The sequence below is a fragment of the Ruegeria sp. BF6 genome (assembly GCF_056538665.1).
Window position 1 is genome coordinate 222,075 of the sequence record NZ_JBQFTN010000001.1, and the last position, 26,197, is coordinate 248,271.

29 protein-coding genes and 1 pseudogene are annotated in these 26,197 nt (G+C 59.1%); 19 read left to right on the forward strand and 11 right to left on the reverse strand.

Annotation, left to right across the window (positions count from 1 at the left end):
* The first annotated feature begins 3 nt into the window (after positions 1-3).
* Positions 4-426 (forward strand): GIY-YIG nuclease family protein, encoded by a 423-nt coding sequence (locus ACR0IM_RS01115; RefSeq protein WP_480680575.1) that lies wholly within the window; start codon positions 4-6, stop codon positions 424-426.
* Positions 427-484: 58 nt separating this feature from the next.
* Here ACR0IM_RS01115 and ACR0IM_RS01120 read toward each other — a convergent pair whose 3' ends face one another.
* Both ACR0IM_RS01120 and ACR0IM_RS01125 read right to left on the reverse strand, forming a co-directional pair.
* Positions 485-1,372 carry a fatty acid desaturase gene (locus tag ACR0IM_RS01120; protein WP_480680576.1) on the reverse strand — a complete coding sequence of 296 codons (888 nt, stop codon included), beginning with the start codon at positions 1,370-1,372 and terminating at the stop codon, positions 485-487.
* A gap of 3 nt (positions 1,373-1,375) precedes the next feature.
* Complete coding sequence (locus ACR0IM_RS01125; RefSeq protein WP_480589462.1) at positions 1,376-1,795, reverse strand: cupin domain-containing protein; 420 nt, start codon at positions 1,793-1,795, stop codon at positions 1,376-1,378.
* A gap of 87 nt (positions 1,796-1,882) precedes the next feature.
* Between ACR0IM_RS01125 and ACR0IM_RS01130 the strand changes: the two genes are divergently transcribed.
* The 9 genes from ACR0IM_RS01130 to ACR0IM_RS01170 all read left to right on the forward strand — a co-directional run bounded on the left by ACR0IM_RS01130 (position 1,883) and on the right by ACR0IM_RS01170 (position 9,537).
* Positions 1,883-3,301: a protein adenylyltransferase SelO gene (locus ACR0IM_RS01130; protein WP_480681429.1), complete on the forward strand. Its 1,419-nt coding sequence runs from the start codon at positions 1,883-1,885 to the stop codon at positions 3,299-3,301.
* 79 nt (positions 3,302-3,380) lie between these two features.
* Entirely contained in the window at positions 3,381-4,220 is an 840-nt protein-coding gene (locus ACR0IM_RS01135) for an isocitrate lyase/PEP mutase family protein (protein WP_480680577.1), read from the forward strand.
* 191 nt (positions 4,221-4,411) lie between these two features.
* Positions 4,412-4,774, forward strand: a complete 363-nt coding sequence (locus ACR0IM_RS01140; RefSeq protein ID WP_480589460.1) for a cupin domain-containing protein — start codon at positions 4,412-4,414, stop codon at positions 4,772-4,774.
* 47 nt (positions 4,775-4,821) lie between these two features.
* On the forward strand, positions 4,822-5,544 hold the full coding sequence (locus ACR0IM_RS01145; protein WP_480680578.1) for an endonuclease/exonuclease/phosphatase family protein: 723 nt from the start codon (positions 4,822-4,824) through the stop codon (positions 5,542-5,544).
* Positions 5,545-5,599: 55 nt separating this feature from the next.
* The gene (locus tag ACR0IM_RS01150; protein ID WP_480589456.1) at positions 5,600-6,013 is read left to right on the forward strand and encodes a Fur family transcriptional regulator; all 414 of its coding nucleotides are present in this window, start codon (positions 5,600-5,602) and stop codon (positions 6,011-6,013) included.
* 137 nt (positions 6,014-6,150) lie between these two features.
* Positions 6,151-7,032, forward strand: a complete 882-nt coding sequence (locus tag ACR0IM_RS01155; protein WP_480680579.1) for a DMT family transporter — start codon at positions 6,151-6,153, stop codon at positions 7,030-7,032.
* A gap of 145 nt (positions 7,033-7,177) precedes the next feature.
* Complete coding sequence (gene eno / locus ACR0IM_RS01160) at positions 7,178-8,455, forward strand: phosphopyruvate hydratase (RefSeq protein WP_480589452.1); 1,278 nt, start codon at positions 7,178-7,180, stop codon at positions 8,453-8,455.
* Between the two features lie 59 nt (positions 8,456-8,514).
* The gene (locus ACR0IM_RS01165; protein ID WP_480589450.1) at positions 8,515-9,192 is read left to right on the forward strand and encodes a haloacid dehalogenase type II; all 678 of its coding nucleotides are present in this window, start codon (positions 8,515-8,517) and stop codon (positions 9,190-9,192) included.
* Between the two features lie 177 nt (positions 9,193-9,369).
* On the forward strand, positions 9,370-9,537 hold the full coding sequence (locus tag ACR0IM_RS01170) for a hypothetical protein (RefSeq protein ID WP_480680580.1): 168 nt from the start codon (positions 9,370-9,372) through the stop codon (positions 9,535-9,537).
* A 49-nt stretch (positions 9,538-9,586) separates the two neighbouring features.
* Here ACR0IM_RS01170 and ACR0IM_RS01175 read toward each other — a convergent pair whose 3' ends face one another.
* The 3 genes from ACR0IM_RS01175 to mazG form a co-directional block, all read right to left on the reverse strand.
* Positions 9,587-10,036: a GNAT family N-acetyltransferase gene (locus ACR0IM_RS01175; RefSeq protein WP_480680581.1), complete on the reverse strand. Its 450-nt coding sequence runs from the start codon at positions 10,034-10,036 to the stop codon at positions 9,587-9,589.
* Positions 10,033-10,974 (reverse strand): nucleoside hydrolase, encoded by a 942-nt coding sequence (locus ACR0IM_RS01180; protein ID WP_480680582.1) that lies wholly within the window; start codon positions 10,972-10,974, stop codon positions 10,033-10,035. The genes ACR0IM_RS01175 and ACR0IM_RS01180 overlap by 4 nt, the downstream gene beginning before the upstream one ends.
* 63 nt (positions 10,975-11,037) lie before the next feature.
* Positions 11,038-11,895: a nucleoside triphosphate pyrophosphohydrolase gene (mazG, locus tag ACR0IM_RS01185; protein WP_480681431.1), complete on the reverse strand. Its 858-nt coding sequence runs from the start codon at positions 11,893-11,895 to the stop codon at positions 11,038-11,040.
* A 66-nt stretch (positions 11,896-11,961) separates the two neighbouring features.
* Between mazG and ACR0IM_RS01190 the strand changes: the two genes are divergently transcribed.
* The 6 genes and pseudogenes from ACR0IM_RS01190 to ACR0IM_RS01215 all read left to right on the forward strand — a co-directional run.
* On the forward strand, positions 11,962-13,125 hold the full coding sequence (locus ACR0IM_RS01190; protein WP_480640219.1) for a M20 aminoacylase family protein: 1,164 nt from the start codon (positions 11,962-11,964) through the stop codon (positions 13,123-13,125).
* 12 nt (positions 13,126-13,137) lie between these two features.
* A complete protein-coding gene (speB, locus tag ACR0IM_RS01195; protein ID WP_480640220.1) occupies positions 13,138-14,100 on the forward strand; it encodes an agmatinase in 963 nt (320 codons plus the stop codon).
* The gene (locus ACR0IM_RS01200; RefSeq protein ID WP_480680583.1) at positions 14,097-14,654 is read left to right on the forward strand and encodes a hypothetical protein; all 558 of its coding nucleotides are present in this window, start codon (positions 14,097-14,099) and stop codon (positions 14,652-14,654) included. Before speB (ACR0IM_RS01195) ends, ACR0IM_RS01200 begins: the two co-directional genes overlap by 4 nt.
* Positions 14,655-14,686: 32 nt before the next feature.
* The gene (speB, locus tag ACR0IM_RS01205; RefSeq protein ID WP_480680584.1) at positions 14,687-15,634 is read left to right on the forward strand and encodes an agmatinase; all 948 of its coding nucleotides are present in this window, start codon (positions 14,687-14,689) and stop codon (positions 15,632-15,634) included.
* Positions 15,635-15,697: 63 nt separating this feature from the next.
* Complete coding sequence (locus ACR0IM_RS01210; RefSeq protein WP_480680585.1) at positions 15,698-16,102, forward strand: DUF1499 domain-containing protein; 405 nt, start codon at positions 15,698-15,700, stop codon at positions 16,100-16,102.
* A 98-nt stretch (positions 16,103-16,200) separates the two neighbouring features.
* A pseudogene (locus ACR0IM_RS01215) lies at positions 16,201-16,485 on the forward strand (DUF6404 family protein); the annotation flags it as partial.
* 3 nt (positions 16,486-16,488) lie between these two features.
* On the opposite strand, the gene ACR0IM_RS01220 reads toward ACR0IM_RS01215, so the two are convergent.
* Positions 16,489-16,779, reverse strand: a complete 291-nt coding sequence (locus ACR0IM_RS01220) for a hypothetical protein (protein ID WP_480640225.1) — start codon at positions 16,777-16,779, stop codon at positions 16,489-16,491.
* Between the two features lie 63 nt (positions 16,780-16,842).
* Here ACR0IM_RS01220 and prfA point away from each other — a divergent pair, with 63 nt between their 5' ends.
* The 3 genes from prfA to ACR0IM_RS01235 all read left to right on the forward strand — a co-directional run bounded on the left by prfA (position 16,843) and on the right by ACR0IM_RS01235 (position 19,559).
* Positions 16,843-17,898 (forward strand): peptide chain release factor 1, encoded by a 1,056-nt coding sequence (prfA, locus tag ACR0IM_RS01225; protein ID WP_480680586.1) that lies wholly within the window; start codon positions 16,843-16,845, stop codon positions 17,896-17,898.
* Complete coding sequence (gene prmC, locus ACR0IM_RS01230; RefSeq protein ID WP_480640227.1) at positions 17,895-18,737, forward strand: peptide chain release factor N(5)-glutamine methyltransferase; 843 nt, start codon at positions 17,895-17,897, stop codon at positions 18,735-18,737. The genes prfA and prmC overlap by 4 nt, the downstream gene beginning before the upstream one ends.
* A 243-nt stretch (positions 18,738-18,980) precedes the next feature.
* Positions 18,981-19,559, forward strand: coding sequence for a DUF4167 domain-containing protein (locus ACR0IM_RS01235; RefSeq protein WP_480589425.1), 579 nt, complete (start codon positions 18,981-18,983; stop codon positions 19,557-19,559).
* Between the two features lie 56 nt (positions 19,560-19,615).
* Here the strand turns inward: ACR0IM_RS01235 and rsmA are convergent, their stop codons facing one another.
* From rsmA to lptG, 5 genes are all read right to left on the reverse strand, one after another.
* Entirely contained in the window at positions 19,616-20,458 is an 843-nt protein-coding gene (gene rsmA / locus ACR0IM_RS01240; RefSeq protein WP_480640228.1) for a 16S rRNA (adenine(1518)-N(6)/adenine(1519)-N(6))-dimethyltransferase RsmA, read from the reverse strand.
* Between the two features lie 84 nt (positions 20,459-20,542).
* Positions 20,543-21,508 (reverse strand): 4-hydroxythreonine-4-phosphate dehydrogenase PdxA, encoded by a 966-nt coding sequence (pdxA, locus tag ACR0IM_RS01245; RefSeq protein ID WP_480680587.1) that lies wholly within the window; start codon positions 21,506-21,508, stop codon positions 20,543-20,545.
* Positions 21,505-22,758 (reverse strand): peptidylprolyl isomerase, encoded by a 1,254-nt coding sequence (locus ACR0IM_RS01250; RefSeq protein WP_480589419.1) that lies wholly within the window; start codon positions 22,756-22,758, stop codon positions 21,505-21,507. Before ACR0IM_RS01250 ends, pdxA begins: the two co-directional genes overlap by 4 nt.
* Positions 22,749-24,911 (reverse strand): LPS-assembly protein LptD, encoded by a 2,163-nt coding sequence (locus ACR0IM_RS01255; RefSeq protein WP_480680588.1) that lies wholly within the window; start codon positions 24,909-24,911, stop codon positions 22,749-22,751. The genes ACR0IM_RS01250 and ACR0IM_RS01255 overlap by 10 nt, the downstream gene beginning before the upstream one ends.
* Positions 24,911-26,011: an LPS export ABC transporter permease LptG gene (gene lptG / locus ACR0IM_RS01260; RefSeq protein ID WP_480589415.1), complete on the reverse strand. Its 1,101-nt coding sequence runs from the start codon at positions 26,009-26,011 to the stop codon at positions 24,911-24,913. Before lptG ends, ACR0IM_RS01255 begins: the two co-directional genes overlap by 1 nt.
* Positions 26,012-26,197 lie beyond the last annotated feature (186 nt).

The window sequence follows — 26,197 nt, forward strand, 5'->3', positions numbered from 1 at the left end:
GAGATGAATTTCGACAGTGAACAGAGCGTTGTCGCAGACCTGAACCTCAGACCGCAGGACCGTTTCTCGAACCCAAAAGGTTATGCCATCGAGACAGAGTATGATGTGCCCTATTGCTCGTTCAAGATCAACGCACCGAAAACCTCGGGGGTATACTGGATATTGGCAAATGATGCGGTTGTTTACATCGGCAGGGCAAAAAACCTGCACAACCGCCTCAGCGTCCAATACGGTACGGTTTCCCCACGGCATCCGTTTAAGGGCGGGCAACTGCAAAAGTGCCGAACCAACGCGAAGATAAATTCCATCTTATCCGAAGGTGGACATGTTTCTTTCAGGTGGCGGGCTTGCAAGGACTATGTTGAACAGGAGCATGCGTTGTTAAAGTCACCTGAAGCCAGACCGGCTTGGAACCTGCGTGCGTAACTGTGGGCGCGACCGTTACATGATGCCATCTTTGTGGGAAGGCATCCCAGGTAAAAATTCATCTGAGAGACTTTGCATACTCACCCGCAAATTTCGGGTACCCATCCGAGGTTGATTTCAGGTGTGCTCGTGTCCAGTCGTGCAAGGCCGGTAATTGGTGGAAAGGCACATTCGGAAAAGCATGGTGTTCCGCGTGATACGGCATGTTCCAGGCCAGAAATCGGACGATTCGGTTGGTGAAGGTCGTGCGCGAGTTTTCCAGCATGTTAGCGACAGGGGGGCATAACCCGTGCTCGGCCAACAGGTAGAGGCGCAGAAAAGGTTGCCCGATCAGGACCGGACAGAGCCACAACCAGAAAAAAAGCGGCGTGTAGAACAGGCTGAGACCTACGAAGGTGTAGAGAGCCAACAATAGCCGTGCCTCGATCCGCATAGCACGGTGTTGGGAGGCGGGCAGGTAAGGCGCATCGATCTGGCCAAAGGCGTTTTGCAGCAGAGTCTTTGCCATTCCGGTCCAATAGGGCCAACCGCTGAGATAGATCAACAATTCGGGCCAGTTGTCTGGCCGCGGTTTACCCGCAAGCTCGGGGTCTTTTTCCGGGTGGTTGGTCCATTTGTGATGCGCCAGGTGGAAATATCGAAACCATTTGAAAGGCAGGGCAATGGGGATCGAGACCAGATGCCCGATTATGTCGTTCAGCCATCCATTGCGAAACGGTGTCTTGTGGGTGCATTCATGGCTGAGAGTGAAGAGGAAGACCAACAGCACCCCTTGGGGCACCAAGAACACAGTCCAATACGGAATTTTGAGCGCGATCCAGGTCGTCGTAGCCGCCAGCACAGCGATGTAAAGCGCAAGATGCCGTAGCCCGGCTGTGTTCGAGCGACGTTGCAAGTCGTCTTTCGCCTCGGGCGGGATCGACGATATGAGTTCGCGGTGATCCATGCCTTAGCTGCGGGGAATATCAAAAACCGGCTCAGCCAGAACAAACCCGTCGAACTCGAACCCTGGAGAGACGGTGCAACTGACCAGAGTGAAGTCTCCGGTGGTTTGCGCCGATTGCCAGTGGTTCTTGGGCACGATGACCTGCGGTGCACCCTTGGTCAGGTCCGGGGTCAGCAAATGGTCGGTCGCGGGGCCGTCATCCGTTGGGCTGAGCGACAGGGTCAGCGGCGCACCGGCGTGGTACAGCCAGATCTCAGTCGCATCTACGCGGTGCCAGTGGCTGCGCTCACCTTTTGGCAGCAGGAAATAGATGCATGTGCCAGTGGCGCGGCCTTCGTTATCCGCGCGCCATGTTTCGCGGAACCAGCCCCCCTCGGGATGGCGGGACAGGTTCAGGTGATCGATGATTTCTTGCGCGGTCATTGGGGCCTCATTGTCATATGCGGTGATTATGCACGCGCAGGTGCGATCCGCTATGGTATTCGTGTGGTTCAGCAATATGTTTGCGACATGACCCTGACGATCCCGTTTGACAACAGTTACGCCCGCCTTCCCAACAGCTTCTATGCGCGGCAAGCGCCAATACCGGTGCGCGCGCCGCGTCTTGTGGCGTTCAACGAGGAATTGGCGCGTATTCTGCGTGTCACCCCTGGTGACGTGCACGAGATGGCCGAAACGTTCGCCGGGAACACGCTGCCCGAGGGGGCCGAGCCGATTGCGCAGCTTTACTCGGGGCATCAGTTTGGCAGCTATAACCCTCAGCTTGGCGACGGGCGCGCGGTTTTGTTGGGTGAGACGGTCGGAACGGATGGTATCCGGCGGGACATCCAGTTGAAGGGCTCTGGCCCGACGCCGTTCAGCCGCAGGGGGGATGGCCGGGCCTGGCTGGGGCCAGTGCTGCGCGAATACGTGGTGTCCGAGGCGATGCACGCGCTGGGCATTCCGACCACCCGCGCCCTTGCGGCGGTTGAGACCGGAGAGATCGTTTTCCGCGAAGGCCCTATGCCCGGCGCGGTGCTGACCCGCGTGGCGCAAAGCCATCTGCGTGTGGGGACGTTTCAGGTCTTCGCCGGACGCGGGCAGACTGAAAACCTGCGGAAACTGACCGATTACGCAATTGCCCGGCACTATCCGGGTGCCGAGGGACCAATGGGTCTGTTGCGCGGAGTGCGGGATGCGCAAGCGCGTTTGATCGCGCAGTGGATGAGCGTCGGGTTCATCCATGGAGTGATGAATACCGACAATTGCTCGATTGCCGGGGAAACCATCGATTATGGGCCCTGCGCCTTCATGGACAGTTATCATCCGAATACGGTCTACAGTTCGATCGACCAGATGGGGCGCTATGCCTATTCCAACCAGCCGGACATTGCGGTGTGGAATTTGGCGCAACTGGCCACCGCCCTGATCCAACAGGTCAATGAACCCGAGGCCGCCGTCGAAGAAGCCACCGAGATCGTGCACGCCATGCCGGGTCTGATCCATCAGCAATGGCTGGGGCGGTTCCGCGCCAAGGTCGGGCTGACCACCAAAGAGGAAAGCGACGAAGCCCTGATCTCCGATCTGCTGACCCGTATGGCCGAGAGCCGCGCCGATTTCACCAACACGTTCCGGGCGCTGGGGGGTGATAAGGCCCGCGATCAGTTCCTGAAGCCCGAGGCCTATGACGCATGGACTGTTGGCTGGCAAACACGACTGGAACGGGAACAGGACCCACAGGCGGTGATGAACGACGCCAACCCGGCTTTCATCCCGCGCAACCACCGGGTTGAGCAGATGATACAGGCCGCCGTTCAAGGGGATTATGCCCCGTTTCTTCGTATGACCAAGGTTCTGGCGCAACCCTACAGCGATCAGCCCGAGGCGGTCGATCTGACCTATCCTCCGACCGAAAAGGAAGTGGTCCACGCGACATTCTGCGGGACGTGAGTAGGTCTTCAAGCGGCTGAGAAAAGAGTTCTCTGCTTGTTCCGGATAGATATACTTCCCGCTGCCAAGAGGATGCAACGTGAACCAGGATACAAAATTCGAACGCTTCAAAGCGCTTCACGACAAGGACGAAGCGTTTGTTATTCCGAACCCTTGGGATGTGGGCTCTGCGCTGTTGCTGGCCAGCATGGGGTTCGACGCATTGGCAACAACAAGTGCCGGATACGCCTTTTCCAATGGTAAGCGGGATTCATTTGCCAGCCTTGGGCGAGAGGAAATTCTGTTAAATGCGGCCGAAATCGTTCGGGCGACGGATTTGCCAATCACTGCCGATTTGGAAGATGGGTTTGGCGCTGCTCCCGAAACCTGCGCAGAGACGATCGGGCAGGCGATCGAGGTCGGCTTGGTCGGTGGGTCCATCGAGGATGCGACGGGTGATGAAAGTGATCCGATCTACGCGCTACCCATTGCGGTCGACCGCATTCGTGCAGCTGCGGATGCTGTTCGGGGAAAACCATTTCTGTTGACCGCCCGGGCCGAGGGTTTTCTGTGGGGACAAAAAGACCTGTCAGAAACAATCAACCGCCTGCAGGCGTTCTCGGATGCTGGGGCCGATGTTTTATACGCGCCCGGTCTTCCGGATATCGACGCTATTCGAACGGTATGCAGCGCTGTGGACAAGCCCGTGAATGTCGTCATGGGGCTGCAGGCTCCGTCGTATACCGTGGCGCAACTGTCAGACGCCGGAGTGAGGCGGATCAGCGTGGGAGGGTCGTTCGCCCGCGCTGCGTTTGGGGCGTTACAGCGTGCCGCGCATGAGGTCAGGGTCAACGGAACCTTCACTTATGCCCGTGATGCGATGCCCGGAGATGAAATCAGCGCGGTGATGTCGCAACGCAAGTTATCGGATCGACGATGACTTCCTTTTGATACTCAACGGCAGAGAAGCCGAAATGTGGGAAGGAATGAGAGTTCCCCGTCGTACCTTGTGAACTGGGGGAAAACTGAAAGAAACACCAGATCCAACCGCCCTCCGACTTACCCTCAAAGAAGAATGCTGCATAATGGGTGTTTCGGGGGAAAACTCTAATTTGATTTAAGGAGCACATCATGCGCTACTCCTTGTTGTTGGAAGACGCAGAGGGCCTTTCGTATTTTGAAGACCGGGACATTGATCTGGAACTCAAGACCTTTGCCCCGCCCGCCGCGCCTTTCCACGTGTCTGGCGAGTTTGACGCCTCGCGCTTTGTCTTCCTCACATTGCCTGCAGGGTGGAAAGGAATACAGCACCGCTCTCCCAAGCGGCAGCTTGCGACGGTTCTGTCGGGGACGTTTCGCGTTCAGGCGGGGTCGGGTGAGGTTCGCGACTTTACGGCCGGTGATCTGTTCTGGGCAGAGGATATTACCGGAACGGGTCATGCCTCATCCGCCGAAGGGGGCGAACCCGTCAATTTAATGGTTACGCAGTTTTGAGAGAAACCGGTTGCCGCGCACTGTTACATGCTAATCACAGGACATCCATGATCGAATCCTCAACCCTGCGCATCGCCAGCTATAACATCCAGAAATGCGTTGGTCTGGATTTTCGGCGGCAACCGCAACGCATCATGCAGGTTATCGAAAGCATGAAGGCGGATATCGTGGTGCTGCAAGAAGCCGATAAACGCCTGCCGCCGCGTCCCGCCGCCTTGCCGCATTTCATGCTGGATGAGGCCGGGTGGCAGATTGTCGATCTGGGCGGCGCGGGCAGTCTGGGCTGGCATGGTAATGCGGTGATTTGGCGTGGGGACGCGATCCGGGTCCGGCAGGCCGGTCACCACGACCTGCCGGGTTTGGAGCCCCGGGGCGCGGTACGGGTAGAGTTCGACACACATATCGGGCCATTGCGGGTGATGGGAATGCATTTGGGGTTGTTGCCTGCGTCCCGGCGCCAGCAGATCACTCATATCCGTCGTTTTGACAATGATCTGGACCATATGCCCACCGTCTGGGCCGGTGATTTCAACGAATGGTCGCGACAACCGGTGCTGGATCATCTGGCCCCTGACATGCGCTTTTTACCGCCTGTTCCCAGCTTCCCGGCCGCGCAACCCTTGGGGGCCTTGGACCGGATCGCGCTGGGCGTGGGGCTTGAGGCAGTGGTGCATGGCGTCCACGACGCGCGGCCTGCGCATATCGCCTCTGACCACCTGCCGATCTGGGCCGATTTGCGGGCGGCGCGGGAAACCGCAATTCCCCGGTAGCGCCAGCCGCCCAGACGTATTAAGACAGAAACCCGAACTACTCTGGGGATCACATATGTCCGACACGATCATCGCCCGATGCGAAGCCAAAGGCCTGCGCATGACCGGCCAGCGCCGCACGATCGCACAGGTTTTGCAACAAAGCGAAGATCATCCGGATGTCGAGGAACTCTATTCCCGCGCCTCCAAGGTGGATTCGGGGATTTCCATCGCTACCGTCTATCGCACCGTGAAACTGTTCGAAGAGGCCGGGATTCTTGAGCGTCTGGAATTCGGTGACGGGCGCGCGCGCTATGAAGATGCCGAGCGTGACCACCACGACCACCTGATCGACATGCAATCGGGCGAGGTGATCGAATTCGTAGACCCCGAGATCGAAGCGCTGCAGGAAAAAATAGCCGCCAAACTGGGCTATAAGCTGAAGGGCCACCGGCTGGAACTGTACGGCGTGCCGCTGGACCAGGACTGATCCATCACCAAACACGAACGGCAGGCCCACGGGAAATCATGATTTCCCGTCGGATAATGCTTGCTTGAATGGGTGTCTTGCGTTTTGGGTGACATAAGGGGCGGCGAATAGGGCCGCAGAGATTTACGGAAATGACCATGAACAACGTAAACGGCATTTTGCTGGTCGTCGGCGCTATGGCGGCTTTTGCGCTTGAGGATATGTTCATCAAGCTGCTGTCGGTCACCGTGCCGACCGGTCAGATCATGGTTGTTCTGGGCGTTTTCTGTGGGATTCTGTTCGGTTTGTTGGCTGTGGTCACCCGCAAGCGCATCCTTGATCCTCTGGCCTGGCAGCCCTTGCCGCTGGCCCGCGCTGCGACCGAGATGGTTGGGGCGCTGACCTTTGTTACCGCGCTGTCGCTGGTTGATCTGTCTACCGTGGCCGCCGTGTTTCAGGCGATGCCGCTGGCCGTCACCATGGGCGCGGCGCTGTTTCTGGGGGAAAAGGTCGGCTGGCGGCGTTGGAGCGCCGTCGGGCTGGGCTTCATCGGCGTTCTGATGATCATTCGGCCGGGATTTGAAGGGTTTCAACCCGACTCCCTGTTCGTGGTGGCAACCGTAATCGCCATCGCCGCGCGGGACCTGATCACCCGCAAGCTTGATCCGCGGGTCGCGTCTTCGGTTGTGGCTCTGCAGGCCTATCTTGCAGTGGCCGTGTCGGGAGTGGCGCTGATGGTGTTTTCGGCGCAGCCCGTCATTCCGCTGCAATCGGCGCAACTCGGCCCTTATCTGGGCGCCGTCGGATTCGGTGTGCTTGGGTATTACGGCATCGTCACCGCCATGCGGATCGGCGAGGCTTCGGCCCTGATGCCTTTCCGCTATACCCGGCTGATCTTTTCGATCATGGCAGGGATGCTGATGTTCGGGGAGCGCCCTGATTTCCTGACCTTCGCCGGGGCGGCGTTGATCATGGGGTCGGGCATGTACACCTTTATCCGAGAGCGCAAGCTGGCCCGTGAACTGGCCGTCGCGGCCTGACGGATCGTCGCACGTTGGCGCAAACAGGAACCTGTTAGCCCTAAAGCTCCGATTATATACCTGTTAGCGATAACATGACCGGTTTACTTTTTACCCGGTGATGGTATGAGGCATGCAACTTATTGCAGCCACAGGGACGGGCCTCATGAGCACCATCATCGACATTCACGCACGCGAAATTCTGGATAGCCGGGGTAATCCGACGGTCGAAGTGGACGTGATCCTGGAAGACGGCACCATGGGCCGCGCCGCTGTGCCCTCGGGCGCGTCAACCGGTGCCTATGAGGCGGTGGAAAAGCGTGACGGTGACAAGGCCCGCTACATGGGCAAGGGAGTGCTGGAAGCTGTCGCCGCCGTGAACGGCGAGATCGCCGAAGAACTGGTGGGCTTCGACGCGACCGAACAGGTTGCTATCGACGAGGCGATGATCGAACTGGACGGGACCGAGAACAAGGGCCGGCTGGGTGCCAACGCCATTTTGGGTGTCTCGCTGGCAACCGCCAAGGCGGCGGCGGATTTCACCACGCAGCCTTTGTATCGCTATGTCGGCGGCACCTCGGCCCGCGTTCTGCCTGTGCCGATGATGAACATCATCAATGGCGGCGAGCATGCGGACAACCCGATCGACATTCAGGAATTCATGATCATGCCGACCTCGGCCGCGAATATCCGCGAGGCGGTGCGCATGGGTTCGGAAGTCTTCCACACCCTGAAAAAGGAACTCTCGGCCGCTGGTCTGGCCACCGGCGTCGGTGACGAAGGCGGTTTTGCCCCGAACATCGCCAGCACCCGCGAAGCGTTGGATTTCATTCTGAAGTCCATCGAAAAGGCAGGCTACAAGCCGGGTGAGGAAATCCATCTGGCGCTGGATTGCGCCGCGACCGAATACTTCAAGGACGGCAAGTACGTGCTGGCGGGCGAGGGGATATCTCTGAGCTCGGAAGAGAATGCGGCATACCTGGCGGCGCTGGTCAACGACTATCCGATTATCTCGATCGAAGACGGCATGTCCGAGGATGACTGGGACGGCTGGAAGGCCTTGACCGATATGATCGGCGACAAGGTGCAGTTGGTGGGCGACGATCTGTTCGTGACCAACCCCGAGCGTCTGGCAGAGGGGATCGAGCGTGGCTGCGCGAATTCGATGCTGGTCAAGGTGAACCAGATCGGTTCGCTGACCGAGACCCTGCGCGCCGTCGATATGGCCCACCGTGCCCGTTATACCAACGTGATGTCGCACCGCTCGGGCGAGACCGAGGATGCCACCATTGCCGATCTGGCGGTGGCGACCAATTGCGGTCAGATCAAAACCGGCTCGCTGGCGCGGTCGGACCGGTTGGCGAAATACAACCAACTGATCCGCATCGAGGAATCGCTGGGCGAGGTTGCTGAATATGCCGGAGCCTCGATCCTTAAGCGGTAATCCGGCGAACACAGCCCTGCCTAAATCCGGGCAGGGCTTGTCAGGACGGGGACCAGGTCATGGTAGAAGCGTTGATCTTTGACGTATTTGGCACCTGCGTTGACTGGCGTAGTTCCATAGCGCGCGAAGTGGCTACGGTTTTGCCGGAACTGGACGCTCTGGAATTCGCCGATGCGTGGCGGGCGGAATACGATCCCTCCATGGCAGCCATCCGTGAAGGGGGCAGGGGCTATGTGCCCCTGGACGACCTGCACCGCGAAAACCTGGAACTCGTCGCAACCCGATTTGGTGTTACCGTCCCGAACCCCGCCGATCTGACGGCAGCATGGGAAAGACTGGACCCTTGGCCCGATGTGGTCGCCGGTCTGCTAGCGCTGAAACGCAATCGGATCGTCGCACCCTGTTCCAATGGCTCTATTGCGTTGATGACCCGACTTGCGAAGTATGGCGGACTGCCTTGGGACTGTATTCTCGGGGCTGAGATCGCGCGGGATTACAAACCCAAACCACAAGTGTATCAGGCGAGTTGTGCAGCGCTGCGTCTGAGCCCCGATCAGGTCATGATGGTCGCCGCGCATAACGATGACCTGTACGCGGCCCGGCAGGCCGGTTTGAAAACCGCTTTTGTGGCCCGCCCGACCGAGCACGGACCCTCCCAATCCCATGACCTGCAGGCCGAAGGGAATTGGGATATTGTCGCCAAAGATTTTGCAGATCTGGCCGACAGGCTCGGTTGAGAGTGGCTCACGCCCAAAAAAACTAGAAAAACTTGATTGCGTAACGTCCTAAAAAGGCAGTTACTTTTTCCGAAAACGGACTTTTTACCGACATAAATCAGGTTATGTGTGAACTTTTTCCTATTTGTATCAAATTGAGCTGACATATTCTGCCGGCAGTACAGAAAGGAGAACACCATGACTGGTTCGAAATTCCTTCTCGTTGCCTCAGTGATCAGCACTGTATTCTTGGCGGCTTGCGCAGGGCCGGATACTTACCCGATTACCGGCGATCCGGTGTCTGCAAATGATCCGGTTCAGAAAATGGACACGCCCACATATATCTTCCGCGGCGAGTCCCGCTAGGCGCTATTGAGCCAATCATGGATCTTTGCGATCGTGATGGGGACGTTCGTCAGAGCTTTCTGGTCATCAGCATGTAACGCTCACGCGGTCTGAAGCCGGTGCGCAGATACAGGTTCTGAGTGGCTTCGTTGGTACGGTCGACTTCCAGATGCAGCGCGGTCAGGCCAGCTCCGGCTAAGGCTTTGGGCAGGTCCAGCAGAACTTCGCTCGCGATCCCGCGTCCGCGAACAGCGGGGCGGATGTATATCTCGTCGACAAACCCGTCCATGCCGCCGAATTCAACCGACCAACCGAAAGTCAGGACGATATAGCCCAGCGGTGCGCGGCCGGGTCCGATCAGGTAGATGCAGCCGTGGGGGATACCCTCAAGCAGAGGGGCCAATGCCTCGCGGCGTTGGTCGGCGTCCTGCTCAATTCCGGCCTCAATGTGAAAGGCCGCGACCAGCCCCATCAGGCGATCCAGATCTTCGGGGCGGGCGAGTTTCAGTGCGGCGCTCATAGGCGGGCCAGCCTTTCTGTTAGCAGGTCAAAGAATCCGTCGGCGTCGATTTCGCCCATGAACATGGCGTTGGGCGGATGATCCGTGACACGCCACCAGTCCGCGACGGTCATCCCAAGTGTGAGATCGGATTGCGTTTCGATCTGAACGTTGATGTGGCGACCCGAGAAGAGCTCGGGTCGGATCAGATAGGCAGTCACGCAGGGATCGTGCAACGGCGCGCCCTCAGAGCCGTATTTTTCCTTATCGAACCGTTCGAAGAAATCTGTCATCTCGGCAACCGCATGGCCGACTTTTGAGTCCAGTGCGCGGAAGGCTTCGTTGCGGTGTTTGGTGACCAGGGCATCATGCGTGACATCCAACGGCATCACCACGATATGAACGCCGGATTTAAACACAATTTCAGCAGCTTCCGGATCAACGTAAATGTTGAACTCGGCGGTGGGAGTGATATTGCCGACCTGAAAATACGCCCCACCCATCAACACGATTTCCTGAACGCGATCGATGATGTCGGGCGCTTTCTGGAAAGCGGTGGCAATGTTGGTCAGCGGCCCAAGCGGACAGAGCGTTATCGTCCCGGGTTCATGCGCGCGCAGGGTGTCGATGATAAAGTCGACCGCGTGCCCACCGGTCAGTGGCATCTCGGGGTCGGGCAGCACAGGGCCGTCCAGCCCGGTCTTGCCGTGCACATGCTCGGCTGTCACCAAAGGCCGATTCAAAGGGCGATCACACCCGGCGTAAACAGGGATATCCGTGCGCCCGGCAAGTTCACAGACGATCCGCGCGTTCTTTGCGGTCAGCTCCAGCGGCACGTTTCCGGCCACAGCCGTGATGCCCAGAACATCAATCTCATCCGGGCTGGCCAGCGCCAACAAAATGGCGACGGCGTCGTCCTGTCCGGGGTCGGTGTCGATGATGATTTTGCGGGCTGCCATGCTCTGCCTCCGGGGTATTGAAGCGCGGACACTCGCAAGTGTCACCGCGCTTGTCCAGCGGTTTCAAGCCCCGGTCGTGGCGTCCACAGGCGGGAGTTTGCCGTTGGCGCGATGTTCTTCGGTTTTCACCTCGTCCCAGAGCGCGTCCATCTCGGCTAAATCGCTTTGAGACGGGGTTTTTCCCCGTGCAGCCAAACGTGTCTCGACCTGTTCGAACCGGCGCGTGAACTTGGCGTTGGTGCGGCGCAGGGCGGCCTCGGGCTCGATCCCCAGATGCCTACCCAAATTGACCATCACAAAGAGAAGATCACCGAACTCGTCCTCGAGCGCGTCCTGGTCCATACTGTTTCGCGCCTCTTCCAATTCGGCGGCTTCTTCGGTGATCTTGGCCAGCACATGGCTGGCATCGGGCCAGTCGAATCCGACGCGGGCCGCACGTTTCTGCAGTTTGTGGGCGCGCAAAAGGGCGGGCAGGTTTGCGGCCACCCCGTCCAGTGCGCCTTTCTGCTCTTTGCCTGCGCGCTCGGCGGCTTTGATGGTTTCCCAATCCACGGTCTGCTGTTCGGCGGATTTGTCACGGGATTCGTCGCCGAAGACGTGCGGGTGGCGGGCAACCATCTTGTCCGCCATCGTGCGTACCACGTCCTGAAAGCTGAAATGCCCTTCTTCTTCAGCCATTTGCGCGTGGAAGACGGATTGAAACAGCAGATCGCCCAACTCTCCCTTCAACTCGTCATAGGCGTTTCGTTCGATGGCGTCCGCGACCTCATAAGCCTCTTCGATCGTATAGGGGGCGATGGTCGAGAAATCCTGTTCGATGTCCCACGGGCAGCCGTTTTCTGGGTCGCGCAGGCGGCGCATGATTTCCAGCAAACGCTCGATACCCGCTTCGCTGTCATGGATCAGAGGATTTTCGGCCATTGCGAACCCTTTCTTTCCGGTGTCAGATGCATCCATTCCGCAGTCAGGATCAGGAGTCCACCCCAGATGCCCGTCGTCAACCGAATTGCCGATTTCTCTGCCGATATGGCCGCGTGGCGGCAGCACCTGCATTCCATCCCCGAACTGGAGTTTGAATGTCATGAGACGGCAGCCTTTGTCGCAGAGCGCTTGCGTGAATTTGGCGTGGATGAAATGCACGATGGGATCGCCAAAACCGGTATTGTGGCAATCATCAACGGGCAGACCGAAGGCCCGACCATCGGCTTGCGTGCCGATATGGATGCGTTGCCGATCCCCGAGGAGACCGGTGTCGAATATGCCTCGAAGAAGCCCGGCAAGATGCACGCCTGCGGCCACGACGGGCACACCGCGATGTTGCTGGGGGCCGCACGTTATCTGGCTGAGACACGGAACTTTGCGGGCCGCGTCGCGTTGATTTTTCAACCTGCCGAAGAAGATGGCGGCGGTGCCGGTGTAATGGTCGAAGAGGGGATCATGGACCGGTTCGACATTTCTGAGATCTATGCGCTGCACAATGCGCCGGGGATTCCTGTGGGAGATTTTCACACGACACCGGGTCCAATTATGGCAGCGGTGGACACGTTTCACGTTTATATTCAGGGGGTTGGTGGGCACGGGGCTATGCCGCATGAGACACGCGATCCTGTGATGGCCGCCTGTGGTATCGCGCAGGCGATCCAGACCATTGTCAGCCGAAACCACTATGCTTTGGATGATCTGGTCGTCTCGGTCACGCAAATCCACACCGGTACAGTTAATAACGTGATTCCGGATACGGCCTACATCAACGGTACCGTGCGTACCTTTGATCCGGCCGTTCAGAAAATGGTAATGGAACGGATGGAGCAGATCGTGCAGGGGCAGGCGGCCTCTTACGGGGTTGAGGCCCGGTTTGACTATGAGGTGAATTACCCAGCCACGATCAACGACGTTGAAAAGGCAGGTTTCGCCGCTGGCGTGGCCCGCGAAATCTCAGGCGCTGACCGCGTGACTGCCAATGCGGGTCGCGAGATGGGGGCCGAGGATTTCTCGTACATGCTGCAAGCTAGACCGGGCGCCTATCTGTTCCTTGGGCAGGGCGAGGGAGCTGGTCTGCACCATCCGAAATACAATTTCAACGACGAGATCGCGCCGGTGGGAGCTTCGTTCTTTGCACGGATCGTGGAAAAGGCGCAGCCGCTGGGTTGATAGGGGAAAGACATGGCACTGGAAGACGCAAAAAATCAGGTGGATGAGGCGTTCACTAACCCGGACCTCAAAGGGTTGTCATTCGAGAACACCTTTGGCGGCGCTACCTCGTTTCTGCGGCGGCTTTACACCAAGGACCTGAAGGGTGTTGATATTGCCGTGACCGGTGTGCCGTTCGACCAGGCGGTGACCAACCGCCCCGGCACCCGGCTGGGGCCCCGGGCCATCCGAGAGGCCAGCGCGCTGCAATCACCGGATGCGCCCTATGGCTGGCCATTTGATGCGCTCAGCGAGTTGGCTATCGTGGACTATGGGGATGTGGCCTATGACTACGCCAATATCCCGGCTTTTCCGGATACTCTGACCGATCACATCCGAACCATTCTGGAGGCCGACGTGGCCTCGGTTTCGCTGGGCGGGGATCACTATATCAGCTTTCCGATCCTGAAAGCCTACGCTGAAAAATATGGACCCATGTCCCTGCTGCAATTCGATGCGCATACAGATACCTGGGCCGATGACGACATGACCCGCGTGGATCACGGAACCATGTTCTACAAGGCGGTTAAGTCGGGGATCGTCGACCCCAAACGCTCGGTTCAGGTTGGCATCCGCACCACCAACGAGGATACGTTGGGTGTCAATATCATCGACGCACGCGAGGTTTACGAGTCCGGCCCCGCCGCCGTGGCGCAAAAGATCAAGGGCATCCTCGGCGACAGCCCTGTTTACCTGAGCTTTGACATCGACGGCCTGGACCCGGCTTTTGCTCCCGGCACCGGCACACCAGTCTGGGGCGGGCTGAGTTCCATTCAGGCGCAGATCATCCTGCGCGACATCGCCGGGATCAACATCAAGGGCGGCGACGTGGTCGAGGTCTCTCCACCCTATGATACATCCGGCGCAACGGCGATTGCCGGGGCTCATGTGGCGACCCAGATCATTTGCCTTTTGGGGTGGAACAAGCTGGTATGAAAATCCAAAAGGCGCTGATCTGGTGCTGCATAGTTACGATTGGCCTGCCCATAGGCTATTTCGGACGTGAATATTTTCACCAACCCGTGGACCGTGTTCAATCCGCGCTTGATCTGTTTGAAACGTATTGCTTACCGTTCGCAGAAGGACGATTTCTTGAGCCAGATGAGGCACTTGTTCCGTTAAGGTCGGTAGAAGGTTATACTTGGGCCGATCCTCAATCCGTGATGCTGCTACGCTATTCGCGACGAGAATGTAGTGTAACGGACACGCTGCGCGCGTTAGATGCGCGATCTGCGAAGGAGATGGATGAGCGGGTCTCGGTTTTTGTCGAAAGAGTGTTTTCACATCTGGTCCGCGACCCTGAAGGCTTAATCGAGGCATGGCCGGCATTTATGGTTTGGCAGAGCCACCCTCGAGACGACAAAAGACGCCGCATAGTGGTTTATGCGCGGTGGGATTTTGATGAAGACGCACAAATGTCGTTAAGCTTTTCTTATCCAAATAATGATGATGTTTCGGAAAATTTGCGCGAACTTCGAAAGGGTTCGTAAAGCAAACACTCTGGGGCTTGTCGAGGAAGAAAATGACAGACTTTAACCAACCCATCAGCGGCAATGATCTGGCGCGGTTTTCCGGGCCGAATACATTCATGCGCTTGCCGCAGGCGGATACGTTGGCCGGGCTGGATGTGGCCGTTCTGGGCATTCCGATCGATATCGGTACCTCGTGGCGGTCGGGCACGCGGTTCGGGCCAAAGCAAATTCGCAGCGAAAGTGCGATGATCCGGCCCTATAACATTGCCAACTCCGCGGCGCCGTTCGACAGTCTGCAAATTGCGGATATCGGCGATCTGGCGATTAATACGTTTTCGCTGGCCGATAGCCTTAAGATCATCAAGGAAAGCTATGACGCCATTCTGGCGCAGGGTGTGACACCCGTTGCGATGGGAGGGGACCACTCGATCACCCTGCCGATCCTGCGGGCGATCGCGGCCAAACACGGCCCGGTGGCGTTGGTGCATGTTGACGCCCATGCGGATGTGAATGACGAGATGTTCGGCGAAAAGGAAACCCACGGTACAGTGTTTCGTCGCGCCTACGAAGAAGGGCTGATCGTCCCCGACAAGACCTTCCAGATCGGCATTCGCGGCTCGGGCTATGCTGCCAGCGATTTTACCGAGGCCAAGGGCTGGGGCTTCCGCCAGTTCCCGGCGTGGGAGTTGTGGCAGCAGAACCTGACTGAGATCGGTTCACAAATCCGCAAAACGGTCGGGGACCACCCAACCTATATTTCCTATGACATCGACAGCCTGGACCCGTCCTTTGCACCCGGCACCGGCACACCCGAGATCGGAGGCCTGACGACACCGCAGGCGCTGCAACTGATTCACGCGCTGGCCGGGACGAATGTAGTGGGCAGCGATCTGGTTGAGGTTTCTCCGCCCTATGACCCCACGGGCAACACGGCGCTGACGGCCGCGAACCTGCTGTTCGAGATGCTGTGCATCCTGCCCGGCGTGACGCAACGGTAGGGGGATCGGTACCTTGTCCGGCGCGCCGTTGCGAATAATGCTTTCGAAAAGAACGGGTTCGGGATGAAGAAGAAGGTGTTTTGGCTGATCGTCGGTTCGGTGGTGCTTGTGGGTGCCTATATTCGTTTGGCCCCATCCGACCCCGGGATATGGCATGTGGCACCTGTGGGCGGGGCCGATCTCGACATGCAAGGCGGCGCCCTTCGGGTGATTGAAACCGGGCCGGACGGCCTGGCCCGGCTGGACGCCATTGCAAAGGCGACGCCACGCACCACGGTGCTGGCCGGATCGGTGGGTGAGGGGATGATCACCTATGTCACCCGAACCAAGGTGATCGGTTTTCCCGATTACACAACCGTTCAGCAGGACGAGGATACACTTCGAATCCACGCCCGCCTGAGGTTCGGCCGGAAGGATTTTGGCGTGAACAAAACCCGGGTCGATGGGTGGCTGGCGGTTCTTCAATAGCTTGAATTCACGTAATTTATTCCCATATGGGTAGTATGAGTGACTATGAAAGAAAGTATCAACGCGCAACTGCGGAGCTGTAGAATGCGGGGCTACAGGAAAGGGGTGTGACGCCGCCGATTACCCGTATTCTCAGGAAAATCGGGTTCGAGCCACGACCTCAGTATTACCGAACGACAGTATCTCGATTTGCCTATGATCCACTGATCCTTGGTGGCGTTTGGGGGTTGGCAATGTTCTTGGTGACCGATGTTCCAATGTGTTTGCTGGCGATGTTCGTTCTGATGTCCGCTGCATTCGGTTATTTTCTTACGGGATTGTCGGAAATCACGATCCTTCGGCAGCGCAAGCGGCAGAATTTAAGCAACTGGGAAGACTTTTGACACCTATAGGGCGCTAGCAAGATTATTGGGCGCGTCCGGGGTAGGCCTGTCAGTTTGTAAATTTGAAGACAAACACCCCTCCTGCACCTCGCGCCACATCGGTACATTCAGCGACATCTGGCACTGGGCGGTGAACATGCGTCCATCGACCTGCAGGCAGATCATCTCGCCCAACTCGATGCGCGATCCCGATTTATCGGTGCAATAACAGTCTTGTACCTTGCCTTTGGGGCCGACAACATCGGCCATGGCAGGGGTCGCGCACAGCAGGAATACAAGCGCCAAACGTGTCATACGCGTCAGCTTAGCACAGGGACGGCACTTGACCAAAGCTTCGGATTGATAGACACCGCGCGAATGATCCCCGAAGAACGCCTTGAACAGATAACCCAGCGATTCCAGTACCTCGAAGCGGCCATGGCAGACGGCGCCTCGGGCGGCGATATTGCGGCTTTGGCCAAGGAATACTCGAACCTCAAGCCGGTGGTTGATCAGATCATGGCCTGGCGGCAGCTGGTCGCCGATCTGGCCGAGGCCGAGGTGATGCTGGCCGACCCCGACATGAAAGAACTGGCCGAGGAGGAAATCCCCGACCTTCAGGCCCGCATCCCCCAGGCGGAACATGCTCTGCAACTGGCACTGCTGCCCCGGGATGAGGCCGATGCGCGACCCGCGATGCTGGAAATCCGTCCAGGCACTGGCGGGGATGAGGCCGCGCTGTTCGCGGGTGATTTGCTGCGCATGTATCAGCGCTATGCCGAAGCACGCGGATGGCAGTTCGAGATTATCGAGGAACAGGCGTCGGACTTGGGCGGGATCAAAGAAGTGGTGGCCCATATCAAGGGCGACAATGTCTTTGCCCGGTTGAAATACGAATCCGGAGTACACCGGGTGCAGCGTGTCCCGGAAACCGAAAGCGGCGGGCGCATCCATACATCGGCCGCCACCGTCGCGGTTCTGCCCGAGGCCGAGGATGTGGACATCCAGATTGATGCCAATGACATTCGCATCGACACCATGCGTAGTTCCGGCGCGGGCGGGCAGCACGTGAACACCACAGACTCGGCTGTGCGGATCACGCACCTACCGACCGGTCTGGTGGTGACCAGTTCCGAGAAGTCTCAGCACCGCAACCGCGAGATCGCGATGCAGGTGTTGAAAACGCGCCTGTATGATCTGGAGCGGCAACGCATCGACAGCGAACGCTCTGCGGATCGTGCCAGTCAGGTGGGTTCGGGCGACCGGTCCGAACGGATCAGAACCTATAACTTCCCGCAGGGCCGTATGACAGATCACCGCATTAATCTGACGCTGTATAAGCTGGATCAGGTCATGCAGGGCGATCTGGACGAGGTAATTGACGCGCTGACCGCCGACGATCAGGCGCGTTTGCTGGCGGAGATGGCGCAATGATCGCGGCTTTGACAGCAGCGCAGGCAATGGTCGTCGCCACCGCGCGCCTGCGTGCCGCAGGGGTGGCCGATCCGGCGCGGGACGCACGGGTATTGCTGGCCCATGCCGCACGGATCGAGGCCAGCCGTGTCACGCTGATCGCGCCCGAGGAACTCTCGCCCGAAATTGCCGAACGCTATGACCAGTTGATCTCGCTGCGGGCCATTCGGGTGCCGGTGTCGCATCTGTTGGGTGAGCGTGAATTCTATGGTCGCCAGTTTCGTGTCAGCCGTGACGTGCTGGACCCGCGGCCCGAAACCGAGACCCTGATCGAGGCGGCGCTAAGCGAACCGTTCGAGCATGTGCTGGACCTGGGCACTGGCTCCGGCTGCATCCTGATCACGTTGCTGGCCGAGCGCACCAGCGCCAGTGGGATCGGTGCGGATTTGAGCGAATCCGCCTGTTTGCAAGCCAGCGCCAACGCGGTACAGCATCAGGTGCAGGGACGCGTTGAGATATTGCGCTCGGACTGGTTTGAGAACATTGAAGGCGAATTCGACCTGATTGTTTCAAATCCACCGTATATTTCGCTTTCCGAAATGGACGACCTGTCGCCCGAAGTGCGTGAGCATGAGCCCCGGATGGCCCTGACGGATGAGGGCGACGGGCTTGGCGCATACCGCCATATTGCGGCCGCAGCGCCGGATTTCCTGATGTCGGGTGGGCGGATTCTGGTAGAAATTGGCCCGACACAGGGTCAAAGCGTCGCATCCTTGTTTCAGGCGGCGGGATTGGCCGAAACGCGTATCATTCCCGATCTGGATGGCCGTGATCGTGTAGTTCTGGCCAGATTGCCGTAAATACGGCGTGAGGTGAGGCTGAAAAACGCCGATTAATGTAAAAAAGCTGCAAATTTTTGGACAAACCTCTTGTCTGCGCGCGCTGGACATGCTTACTCAGAGATAGTCGGAGAGGTTGACGCTGTTTCAGCGGGCCCCTGACGCCAAGCCCAAAAAAGTCGACATCGCGTGACGGCTAAAGCCATTGAGCAGTGCAGGACGCGACTTCATCGGCACCGAATGACAAGGCTGACGTAAAGTAAGATGAGATCTTCCAAATCCCGCTCGCGGGCCAAGAATAACCGCAATCGTCCTTCTGGCGGCAACGTTGTTAACCGGGTTTTTGACAGCTCGGGTCCTGAAGGCAAGGTGCGCGGTACGCCCCAGCAAATCATTGATAAATACAATCAGTTGGCGCGCGATGCACAGCTGTCGAATGACCGTGTGGCTGCCGAAAATTTTCAGCAGCACGCCGAGCATTACCTGCGCCTTCTGAGTGAAGCGCAGCGCGAGATGGAAGCGCGTCGCGAGGAGCAGGAGCGCCAGAATCGCGAGCGGCAGGCCGAGCGTGACCGCGAACGCGCCGAACGCCAGGAACGCGAAGCGGCCCGCCAGGCCGACCCGGCCGATGCGCCGCAGCCCGACGTGATGGATTTCGGCGCGCCCGAGGCCGCACCCGAAAGCGGTTTGGTCGAGACGCCGGAAAACAAAGGGTCCGAGTCGGCCCCGGCACCGGAGAAGAAGGAAAAACCTGCTCGTAAGCCCCGGGCTCGTAAACCCAAAGCACCGCCTGCCGAGGATGCGCCCAAGACGGATGGGGACGCGCCGGAAGCAGCCGAGTAAGCGCTGGTACGGAAATTGCAGAAGCCCCGGGATTTCCGGGGCTTTTTCATTTGTACTCAGCCTTTTTTCACTTCACGGGCCAGCGCGCAGAATGCCTCAAGCGGTACTTGCTCGGCCCGTTCCGTGGGCTGGATACCAGCCGCCAAAAGACGATCTTCAATATCCGAGGCGACGCCTTTCAATGAGGCGCGCAGCATCTTACGGCGCTGGTTGAAGGCTGCCGCGACGACGCGTGACAGGGTCGCGGCGTCGGCAGGATAGCGGGGCTCGGGCAGAGCAGTCAGGTGCACCACCGCGCTCGACACTTTTGGCGGCGGGGTGAAGGCACCGGGGGGCAGGGACATGGCGATACGCGCCTCGGCCCGCCATTGGGCGAGGATGGCGAGGCGGCCATAGGCCTTGCTGCCAGGCTGGGCGACGATACGCTCGGCGACCTCGCGCTGGAACATCAGGGTGAGGCTCTGCCAGAAGGGCGGCCATTCGGGTGGGGTCAACCAGCGGACCAGCAACTCAGTGCCAACGTTATAGGGCAGATTGGCCGCTATTCGTATCGGCGGGGTCAGGTGCGCCAGCGGGTCGATTTCCAATGCGTCACCATTGATCACCTCGAGCCGACCGGGATTGGCGGCGGCGATGTCGTTCAAGGCGGCGATGCAGCGGGTGTCTTTTTCGACCGCCACGACTTTGCGCGCGCCTTCGGATAGCAGCCCGCGGGTCAAACCTCCGGGACCGGGGCCGATTTCCAGCACGTCGCAACTCGTCAGGTCTCCGGCCTGACGCGCGATCTTGGCGGTCAGGTTCAGGTCCAGCAGGAAGTTCTGGCCCAGCGACTTGCGGGCTGAGAGCTGGTGTGCTGCGATGACCTCGCGCAGAGGGGGGAGGTTGTCTATTGCGCTCATGATCCGGTTACCGTGGCGCGGGTTTCGGGTAATGCGCCAGAGATTTTTTGACTCTGGCGGGGATATTTGGAGCCAAGTGAAGGATCAAGAGCTTTGTGCCATGCGTTGCGCGAGTTTCAGGGCCTCAATCAGGCTGGTGGGTGTGGCGACGCCTTTTCCCGCGATATCAAGCGCGGTGCCGTGGTCGGGTGAGGTGCGAATGAAGGGCAGGCCCAGCGTCACGTTCACGCCGCGATCAAAATCCAGCGTCTTGATCGGGATCAGCGCCTGATCGTGATACATCGCGATCGCCGCGTCATAAGTCGCGCGAGCGGCGGCGTGGAACATCGTATCCGCGGGGTGCGGGCCGGTGACCGTGTAGCCGTCGGTGGTCAGTGTTTCAATCAGCGGGGTGATCCAGTCCAGCTCTTCCCGGCCCATCTTGCCGCCTTCGCCCGCATGAGGGTTCAGTCCCGCAACGGCGATGCGGGGATGTGAGATACCGAACTGGCGGCGCAGGCCGTCGGCAGTGATGGAGATGGTTTCGCACAGCAGATCCGGTGTCAGGGCCGAGGGTACTTGCGAAAGAGGGATATGAATGGTTGCGGGCACCACGCGCAATTGGTCGCTGGCCAACATCATCACCACGTGTCTACGATCCGCGAGGGCGGCCAGAAACTCTGTATGGCCGGGATAGCCAAACCCCGCCCCGTCGATCAGGGCCTTCTTGTTGATGGGCGCAGTGCATAGCGCCGAGGCCGCACCGGATCGTACCAGCGAGACACCCTGTTCAATAGCGTCGATGACGTAGGGCGCGTTGGCCGGGTCCGGCTGACCCGGAACGTTGGGGGCAGGAAACTCCAGATGCAGAGCCGGCAGGGCGTTGGCGCAGATATTCGCCGCCTCGGAAGGGTGCGTGATGCGCGCAACCGGTGTGTCGGACGGCAAATGGGTGGCGTCACCGATATAGAAAAACGGGCAGGTGTCGCGCAGTTCCGACCAGGCTTTGGCTGCGATTTCCGGACCTATACCGGCCGGGTCTCCGCAGCTGAGCGCGATCGGGGTTGTCATTGTTCGATTATGGTTGCTTCGGCGCGAAGCTGCGCCAGCAGGCTGTTCGCAAAGGCCTCGAGCCGTTGTTGGGTAAGCGCGTTTGCCACGTCTGTGCGCGTCGTCTCTTCGCCCAGGTCGCGGGTACGGGTGCAGAGCATCAGGAACATCAATGTCTGGCCGTTGTTTCGGGTCAGCGTTGTGGAGACTTCGTTCAGATCTAGCTTGGCAAGCTCCAGCGCCACGTCGCGGGGGATCTCGCCAGGGCTGGCCTGAATACGCTGCAGCACTTCGGCGGGCTGATCCTTGGCAATGCCGTAGAGGTCATCGCAATTGTCGATCTCTTCCCTCAGCCGGGCCGCCTTGGCCAAGGTGTCGGCACTGCGGCCACCGGGCATGTTGTAGACTGCATAATCAATTTCGGAATAGCGGGTGGTGCCTGTCGCAACCTCGCGCAGGCCGCGCATCTGGAACAGAGCGATGGCATTGGGCAGGGTCAGTGGTTGGGTGATATCGCCGTTTTTCAGCCCGATGATCACCGGTTGCAGCGCCGGTGGCAGGCTCGAGAGGTTCAGCCAGTCCAACCGTCCGCCATTATCGCGCGTGGCAGCGGCCGAATATTGAGTCGCTGCAGCTGAAAAAGCATCAAAGCCTTCCAACTGGGAAATCTCCTCGGCCAGCAACTCGGCCTGTGCCACGGTCTGCTGGTTCACCGGGATGATGATTTCTGACAACAGGACCTGCAGGCCGCCGCTGTCGGTTTGTCCCAGCGCGCGGTTGATCTCGTCATCGGTCGGGCGCGCCTGCGACAGGAAACGCGCGCTGACATAGTCGCGCCAGGTAATTTGATCGGCGACGAAATCACGAACTGTTTCACGATCGACGCCCTGATCGGCCAGCAATTGCAGGAACTGATCGGTCGACAACTGTCCTCGCGCGGCAAATTCGTCGATGCCGACTTGAATGTCTTCGGGCGCGGCCTGAACTCCGGCGTCGCGCATGACCTGTTTGCGCAGCCGCTCGTCTATCAAAGTCTTGCGCACTGCGTCCTCAGACGCGCCGGGTGCACCCAGAGCGGTCAGGAACTGTTGCCGCTGGTCCAGCTCGTACCACGTGATGATATCCTGGTTGACCTTGATCGCCGGCGAAAACAGGCTTTGCGCATCGGCCTGAGGCGACGTCAAAGCCAGCATTGCCCCGACCAGCAAAGGGGTGACCGGTTTTAGCCAACCGGAGCGAAGGAAACTGGTGAAACCTGAAATCAACTGCATCTTCTCTTGTACTGTTGGCCGCCACTGTTAACGGAATAACCCGTCAGGGCTACGGTAAAGCCGAATTCTGTCGAAGGCTCAATACTTGATGACGAGGTATAGCGCCTGCTGACGTTCATGTTAACCTGCACACATTCATTCTGATACGTGACCCCCAACCCATAACGGATCGGTTCGGATTCGCTCAGGTCATAGCGTGCCAGGGCGGTTGTGTTCCAGTTCTGATCCACACGGTAACGTCCGGTCAACCAGACCTCGGAAATCTCGTCATCCACGTTTTCCGCCGGATCGGGCTCTTGCCAGACATAACTGCCGGTGACGCCCATTTCTGATTGCTGCCATGCGGCACGAAGTTCGGCCTTGGCAAAGCTTAAATCCCCGTTCAGAAGGCCGCGTCCGGCCAGAGACCAGCCATTTGGGGTCTGAATCTGACCGGCTAGCAACAGATCCGAGCTCGTGCCCTGCAAACCGGAGGTCAGGTTGAAATTTGGGTCCGCATCGGCGCGAAACACCTGGCCGATCGTGGCCAAAGCCCGCCAGTTGCCGGCAGAATAGCGCGACCAGTTGACGCCAATGACGCCGGTCAAGCCGTCTTCGCGCTGGTCCGGTGCCGGAAACCGGGATAACGACAACAGGTTACCCTGATCGAATTCCTGAAAGGTGCTTTCGTCGTTGGGAACATCGTCGTCGGTCACATGGGTCCAGCCAACCTGGGCAATCGGTTCAAGAATCTGGGTCGCTCCGGACGTTTCCCGTTTTCGCATCGGATAGCGCAGCGTCAGCGCCGCACGGGGCGTGGCCCGGGTCACCTGATCTGGGAAATTGCTGTCGTGGCGTATGTTGAACGTATCAACTGACGTACCCACACGCGCCTCAGCCCGCAGACCTGACGCGTAGGTCCAGTTGCGCAGCCATTCCGCATCAAAGGTGGCGCGGGCGATATCGCGGCCGAGGACGTCTTCGTCGCTGGTACGCTCATGCGCGTGCGTGATGAAGCTCAGCCGGACCTCGCCGCCCAGAGTCGTGGGGAACATGCGTTTCTGATAGTACAGGTCGAAGATCCGGGACGGGATTTCATCCTGGTTTTCGCTATCGCGCAGGGTTTTGTAGTGGATAAAACTGGTGCGGAAGGCGGTGTCGCGCCTGATCCGCTCAAGGGCGACCTCGCTTCGCAGCCGGTCGAGATCAGGCAGGCCGTAGTCAGCCAGATAGGCGTCGTCGGACGTGGTTCTGACGTTGAACAGGAATCGGTATCCGTCGTTCAGGTTGAACCAGCCATTGGCAAACAGGTATCCCCGATCCTCGCCCTGTTGCAGGTCGTCGCGGGTATATGCGCCCTCAAGCTGGATGCGACCGTTCTTGAACGCCTGCCGATAGCGCAGTCCAAGCGTTTTGGTCTTGGACGAGACATAGGGGGTCAGCGTCAGGTCCTTGTGGTCCCCCAGCTTGATGAAATAGGGCACCTGCACGCCGGTTCCCAGTTGTGATGTTGTCCGGATCGATGGAACCAGAAATCCTGTGGCGCGTTCAAGGGTCGGGTCCGGCAGCCGCAAATAGGGGAAATAGAACACAGGCACGTCCAGCACCCGCAGCTGCGCCCCTTCAAAATAGAGCTGACGCTCCAGTTGATCGTGCGTGACCTTTCGCGCGCGAATCTGCCAGATCGGTGGCTTGCCATTGGCGCAGACGTGGCACGAGGTGGCAGAGACCTTGCTGAACTGCGTGTATCTGCCCGCCGCGCGGGTGGCCTGAACCGAGGCGATTTGAACCTGCTGGTCAAACACCATCCGGGCACCGATCAGCAGACCGTTCTGAATACTGTCATCCAGTTCCGCCGAATCTGCCAGGATCGTCGTCGCGCCGGCCTCATCGATCCGGATCGGACCCTCCAGCGACAGCGCACCGGTCTCGCGGTCATAAGTGATGCGGTCGGCAGTGATTTTGACATCGCCCTGAAAGGCCTCGACATTGCCTTCGGCCACCAGCACGCGTTCGGGCGTGATGAAAATCTCGTCCGCGACCAGCAGGGCGGGCTGGTCTTCCTGTTGGACATCCTGCGCCGGACCGGGAGTAGGTTGGGTTTGGCCCACGGCACCGGTTGGCAGTGCCAGCGCAACCGCGCCTGACAGCAGAAGATGGGATATGATCCGCATCAGCCGTCCTCCGCATGAAGCAGAAGGCCGAGGGACAGAAGAATGGCTGCAAAGGGCGGAGCCCAGGCCGCGACGACGATTGGCAATTGACCGTTTTCCCCGAGTATTTGGGCAAAGTTGCGAACGAAATAGATGGCAAAGCCCAGTAGAACGGCGGACAGAACCGCTATGCCAGTGCCGCCAAAGCGCACATGGCGCATAGTGAAGGCCGCGCCGATCATCACCATCGCCATCAGAAATAAGGGCCGCGCAAGCTGTACCTGCAGCCAGACCTCATATTGTTTGGTGGAAAACCCAGCTTCGCGGAGGTCGCGGATCAGTTGAGGCAGGTCGTAGACCGAGACCGAATCCTGCTGACCCAGCGTGTCCAGAATGCGTTGCCGTGTCAGGGTGGTCGGGATTTCGATCTGCGCGTGAGCCTCGGCGACGGCTTCGGGGTTCACGTCATCGGCCAGAGACCAGATTTTTGCGTTGGACAGAATCCACGAACCGTTTGACAGCCGCGCCCGATTGGCAACGATCTGCTGCGTCGGTTTGCCATCCGGCGAAAACGAGATGATTGTTACCCAGATCAGCTCCAGCGTATCAGCATTCGTGGTGCCGCGGGCATGAATAACTGATTGCCCATCTGCCGATCCCTGACGCAGCCAAAGCCCTTCGCTGGTGATGGACAGGGCGGAGTCGCCATTGTTCTTATAGGTGTCGGAGAGGCGCCGAAACTCCTCGGACGTGGCGGCAGTAATCGGGTTCAGCAAGGCGACTGCAAGAGCACCGATCACCAGCGCCAGTGTCACGGGCGCCAGCAGCGCCCGGATACCCGACCGCCCGATGGCGCGGGTCACCACCAGTTCCGAGCTGCGCGCCATCCCGACAAACAGTGCGATGGTAGACAAGATCACCAGCAGCGGAAGCATTTCGCTGATCGCCGCTGGTGTGTTCAGCAAGGTCAGGTGCAACAATGCGCCGAAGGACAGGTTTTCCGAGTCGAACCGGCGGGCCTGTTCGACCAGGTCGATCAGAATCAGCAGGGTCAGGAAAATGCCGCCGATGACCAGAAAGCTTTGAATGAACCGGCGGGCGAAATAGCGGTCGAGGATCACGAATGCGCCTCCGCCCAGCGGGCATTCTTGGGGAAACGGGCGATCATCGGGCCGGATTCACCGTCGCCTGCGCGGATGCGCACCGGCTTATGCCTGCCCTGTCTCGCCAACTCGTTCTCCCCCGATCCTGCCGGAATTTTTCGGGGACTGTAATGCAATTGGTACGCGGGGAAAACTGCTATCTGG

Coding starts and splice junctions, on each gene's coding strand:
- ACR0IM_RS01190 (WP_480640219.1), top strand. CDS start 11,962: ATGCCCGTCGTCAACCGAATTGCCGATTTCTCTGCCGATATGGCCGCG.
- speB (WP_480640220.1), top strand. CDS start 13,138: ATGGCACTGGAAGACGCAAAAAATCAGGTGGATGAGGCGTTCACTAAC.
- ACR0IM_RS01220 (WP_480640225.1), bottom strand. CDS start 16,779: ATGACACGTTTGGCGCTTGTATTCCTGCTGTGCGCGACCCCTGCCATG.
- ACR0IM_RS01200 (WP_480680583.1), top strand. CDS start 14,097: ATGAAAATCCAAAAGGCGCTGATCTGGTGCTGCATAGTTACGATTGGC.
- ACR0IM_RS01145 (WP_480680578.1), top strand. CDS start 4,822: ATGATCGAATCCTCAACCCTGCGCATCGCCAGCTATAACATCCAGAAA.
- ACR0IM_RS01170 (WP_480680580.1), top strand. CDS start 9,370: ATGACTGGTTCGAAATTCCTTCTCGTTGCCTCAGTGATCAGCACTGTA.
- ACR0IM_RS01250 (WP_480589419.1), bottom strand. CDS start 22,758: ATGCAGTTGATTTCAGGTTTCACCAGTTTCCTTCGCTCCGGTTGGCTA.
- prfA (WP_480680586.1), top strand. CDS start 16,843: ATGATCCCCGAAGAACGCCTTGAACAGATAACCCAGCGATTCCAGTAC.
- ACR0IM_RS01235 (WP_480589425.1), top strand. CDS start 18,981: ATGAGATCTTCCAAATCCCGCTCGCGGGCCAAGAATAACCGCAATCGT.
- ACR0IM_RS01140 (WP_480589460.1), top strand. CDS start 4,412: ATGCGCTACTCCTTGTTGTTGGAAGACGCAGAGGGCCTTTCGTATTTT.
- eno (WP_480589452.1), top strand. CDS start 7,178: ATGAGCACCATCATCGACATTCACGCACGCGAAATTCTGGATAGCCGG.
- ACR0IM_RS01210 (WP_480680585.1), top strand. CDS start 15,698: ATGAAGAAGAAGGTGTTTTGGCTGATCGTCGGTTCGGTGGTGCTTGTG.
- mazG (WP_480681431.1), bottom strand. CDS start 11,895: ATGGCCGAAAATCCTCTGATCCATGACAGCGAAGCGGGTATCGAGCGT.
- speB (WP_480680584.1), top strand. CDS start 14,687: ATGACAGACTTTAACCAACCCATCAGCGGCAATGATCTGGCGCGGTTT.
- prmC (WP_480640227.1), top strand. CDS start 17,895: ATGATCGCGGCTTTGACAGCAGCGCAGGCAATGGTCGTCGCCACCGCG.
- ACR0IM_RS01255 (WP_480680588.1), bottom strand. CDS start 24,911: ATGCGGATCATATCCCATCTTCTGCTGTCAGGCGCGGTTGCGCTGGCA.
- pdxA (WP_480680587.1), bottom strand. CDS start 21,508: ATGACAACCCCGATCGCGCTCAGCTGCGGAGACCCGGCCGGTATAGGT.
- ACR0IM_RS01115 (WP_480680575.1), top strand. CDS start 4: ATGAATTTCGACAGTGAACAGAGCGTTGTCGCAGACCTGAACCTCAGA.
- rsmA (WP_480640228.1), bottom strand. CDS start 20,458: ATGAGCGCAATAGACAACCTCCCCCCTCTGCGCGAGGTCATCGCAGCA.
- ACR0IM_RS01125 (WP_480589462.1), bottom strand. CDS start 1,795: ATGACCGCGCAAGAAATCATCGATCACCTGAACCTGTCCCGCCATCCC.
- ACR0IM_RS01165 (WP_480589450.1), top strand. CDS start 8,515: ATGGTAGAAGCGTTGATCTTTGACGTATTTGGCACCTGCGTTGACTGG.
- ACR0IM_RS01155 (WP_480680579.1), top strand. CDS start 6,151: ATGAACAACGTAAACGGCATTTTGCTGGTCGTCGGCGCTATGGCGGCT.
- ACR0IM_RS01120 (WP_480680576.1), bottom strand. CDS start 1,372: ATGGATCACCGCGAACTCATATCGTCGATCCCGCCCGAGGCGAAAGAC.
- ACR0IM_RS01130 (WP_480681429.1), top strand. CDS start 1,883: ATGACCCTGACGATCCCGTTTGACAACAGTTACGCCCGCCTTCCCAAC.
- ACR0IM_RS01175 (WP_480680581.1), bottom strand. CDS start 10,036: ATGAGCGCCGCACTGAAACTCGCCCGCCCCGAAGATCTGGATCGCCTG.
- ACR0IM_RS01180 (WP_480680582.1), bottom strand. CDS start 10,974: ATGGCAGCCCGCAAAATCATCATCGACACCGACCCCGGACAGGACGAC.
- ACR0IM_RS01150 (WP_480589456.1), top strand. CDS start 5,600: ATGTCCGACACGATCATCGCCCGATGCGAAGCCAAAGGCCTGCGCATG.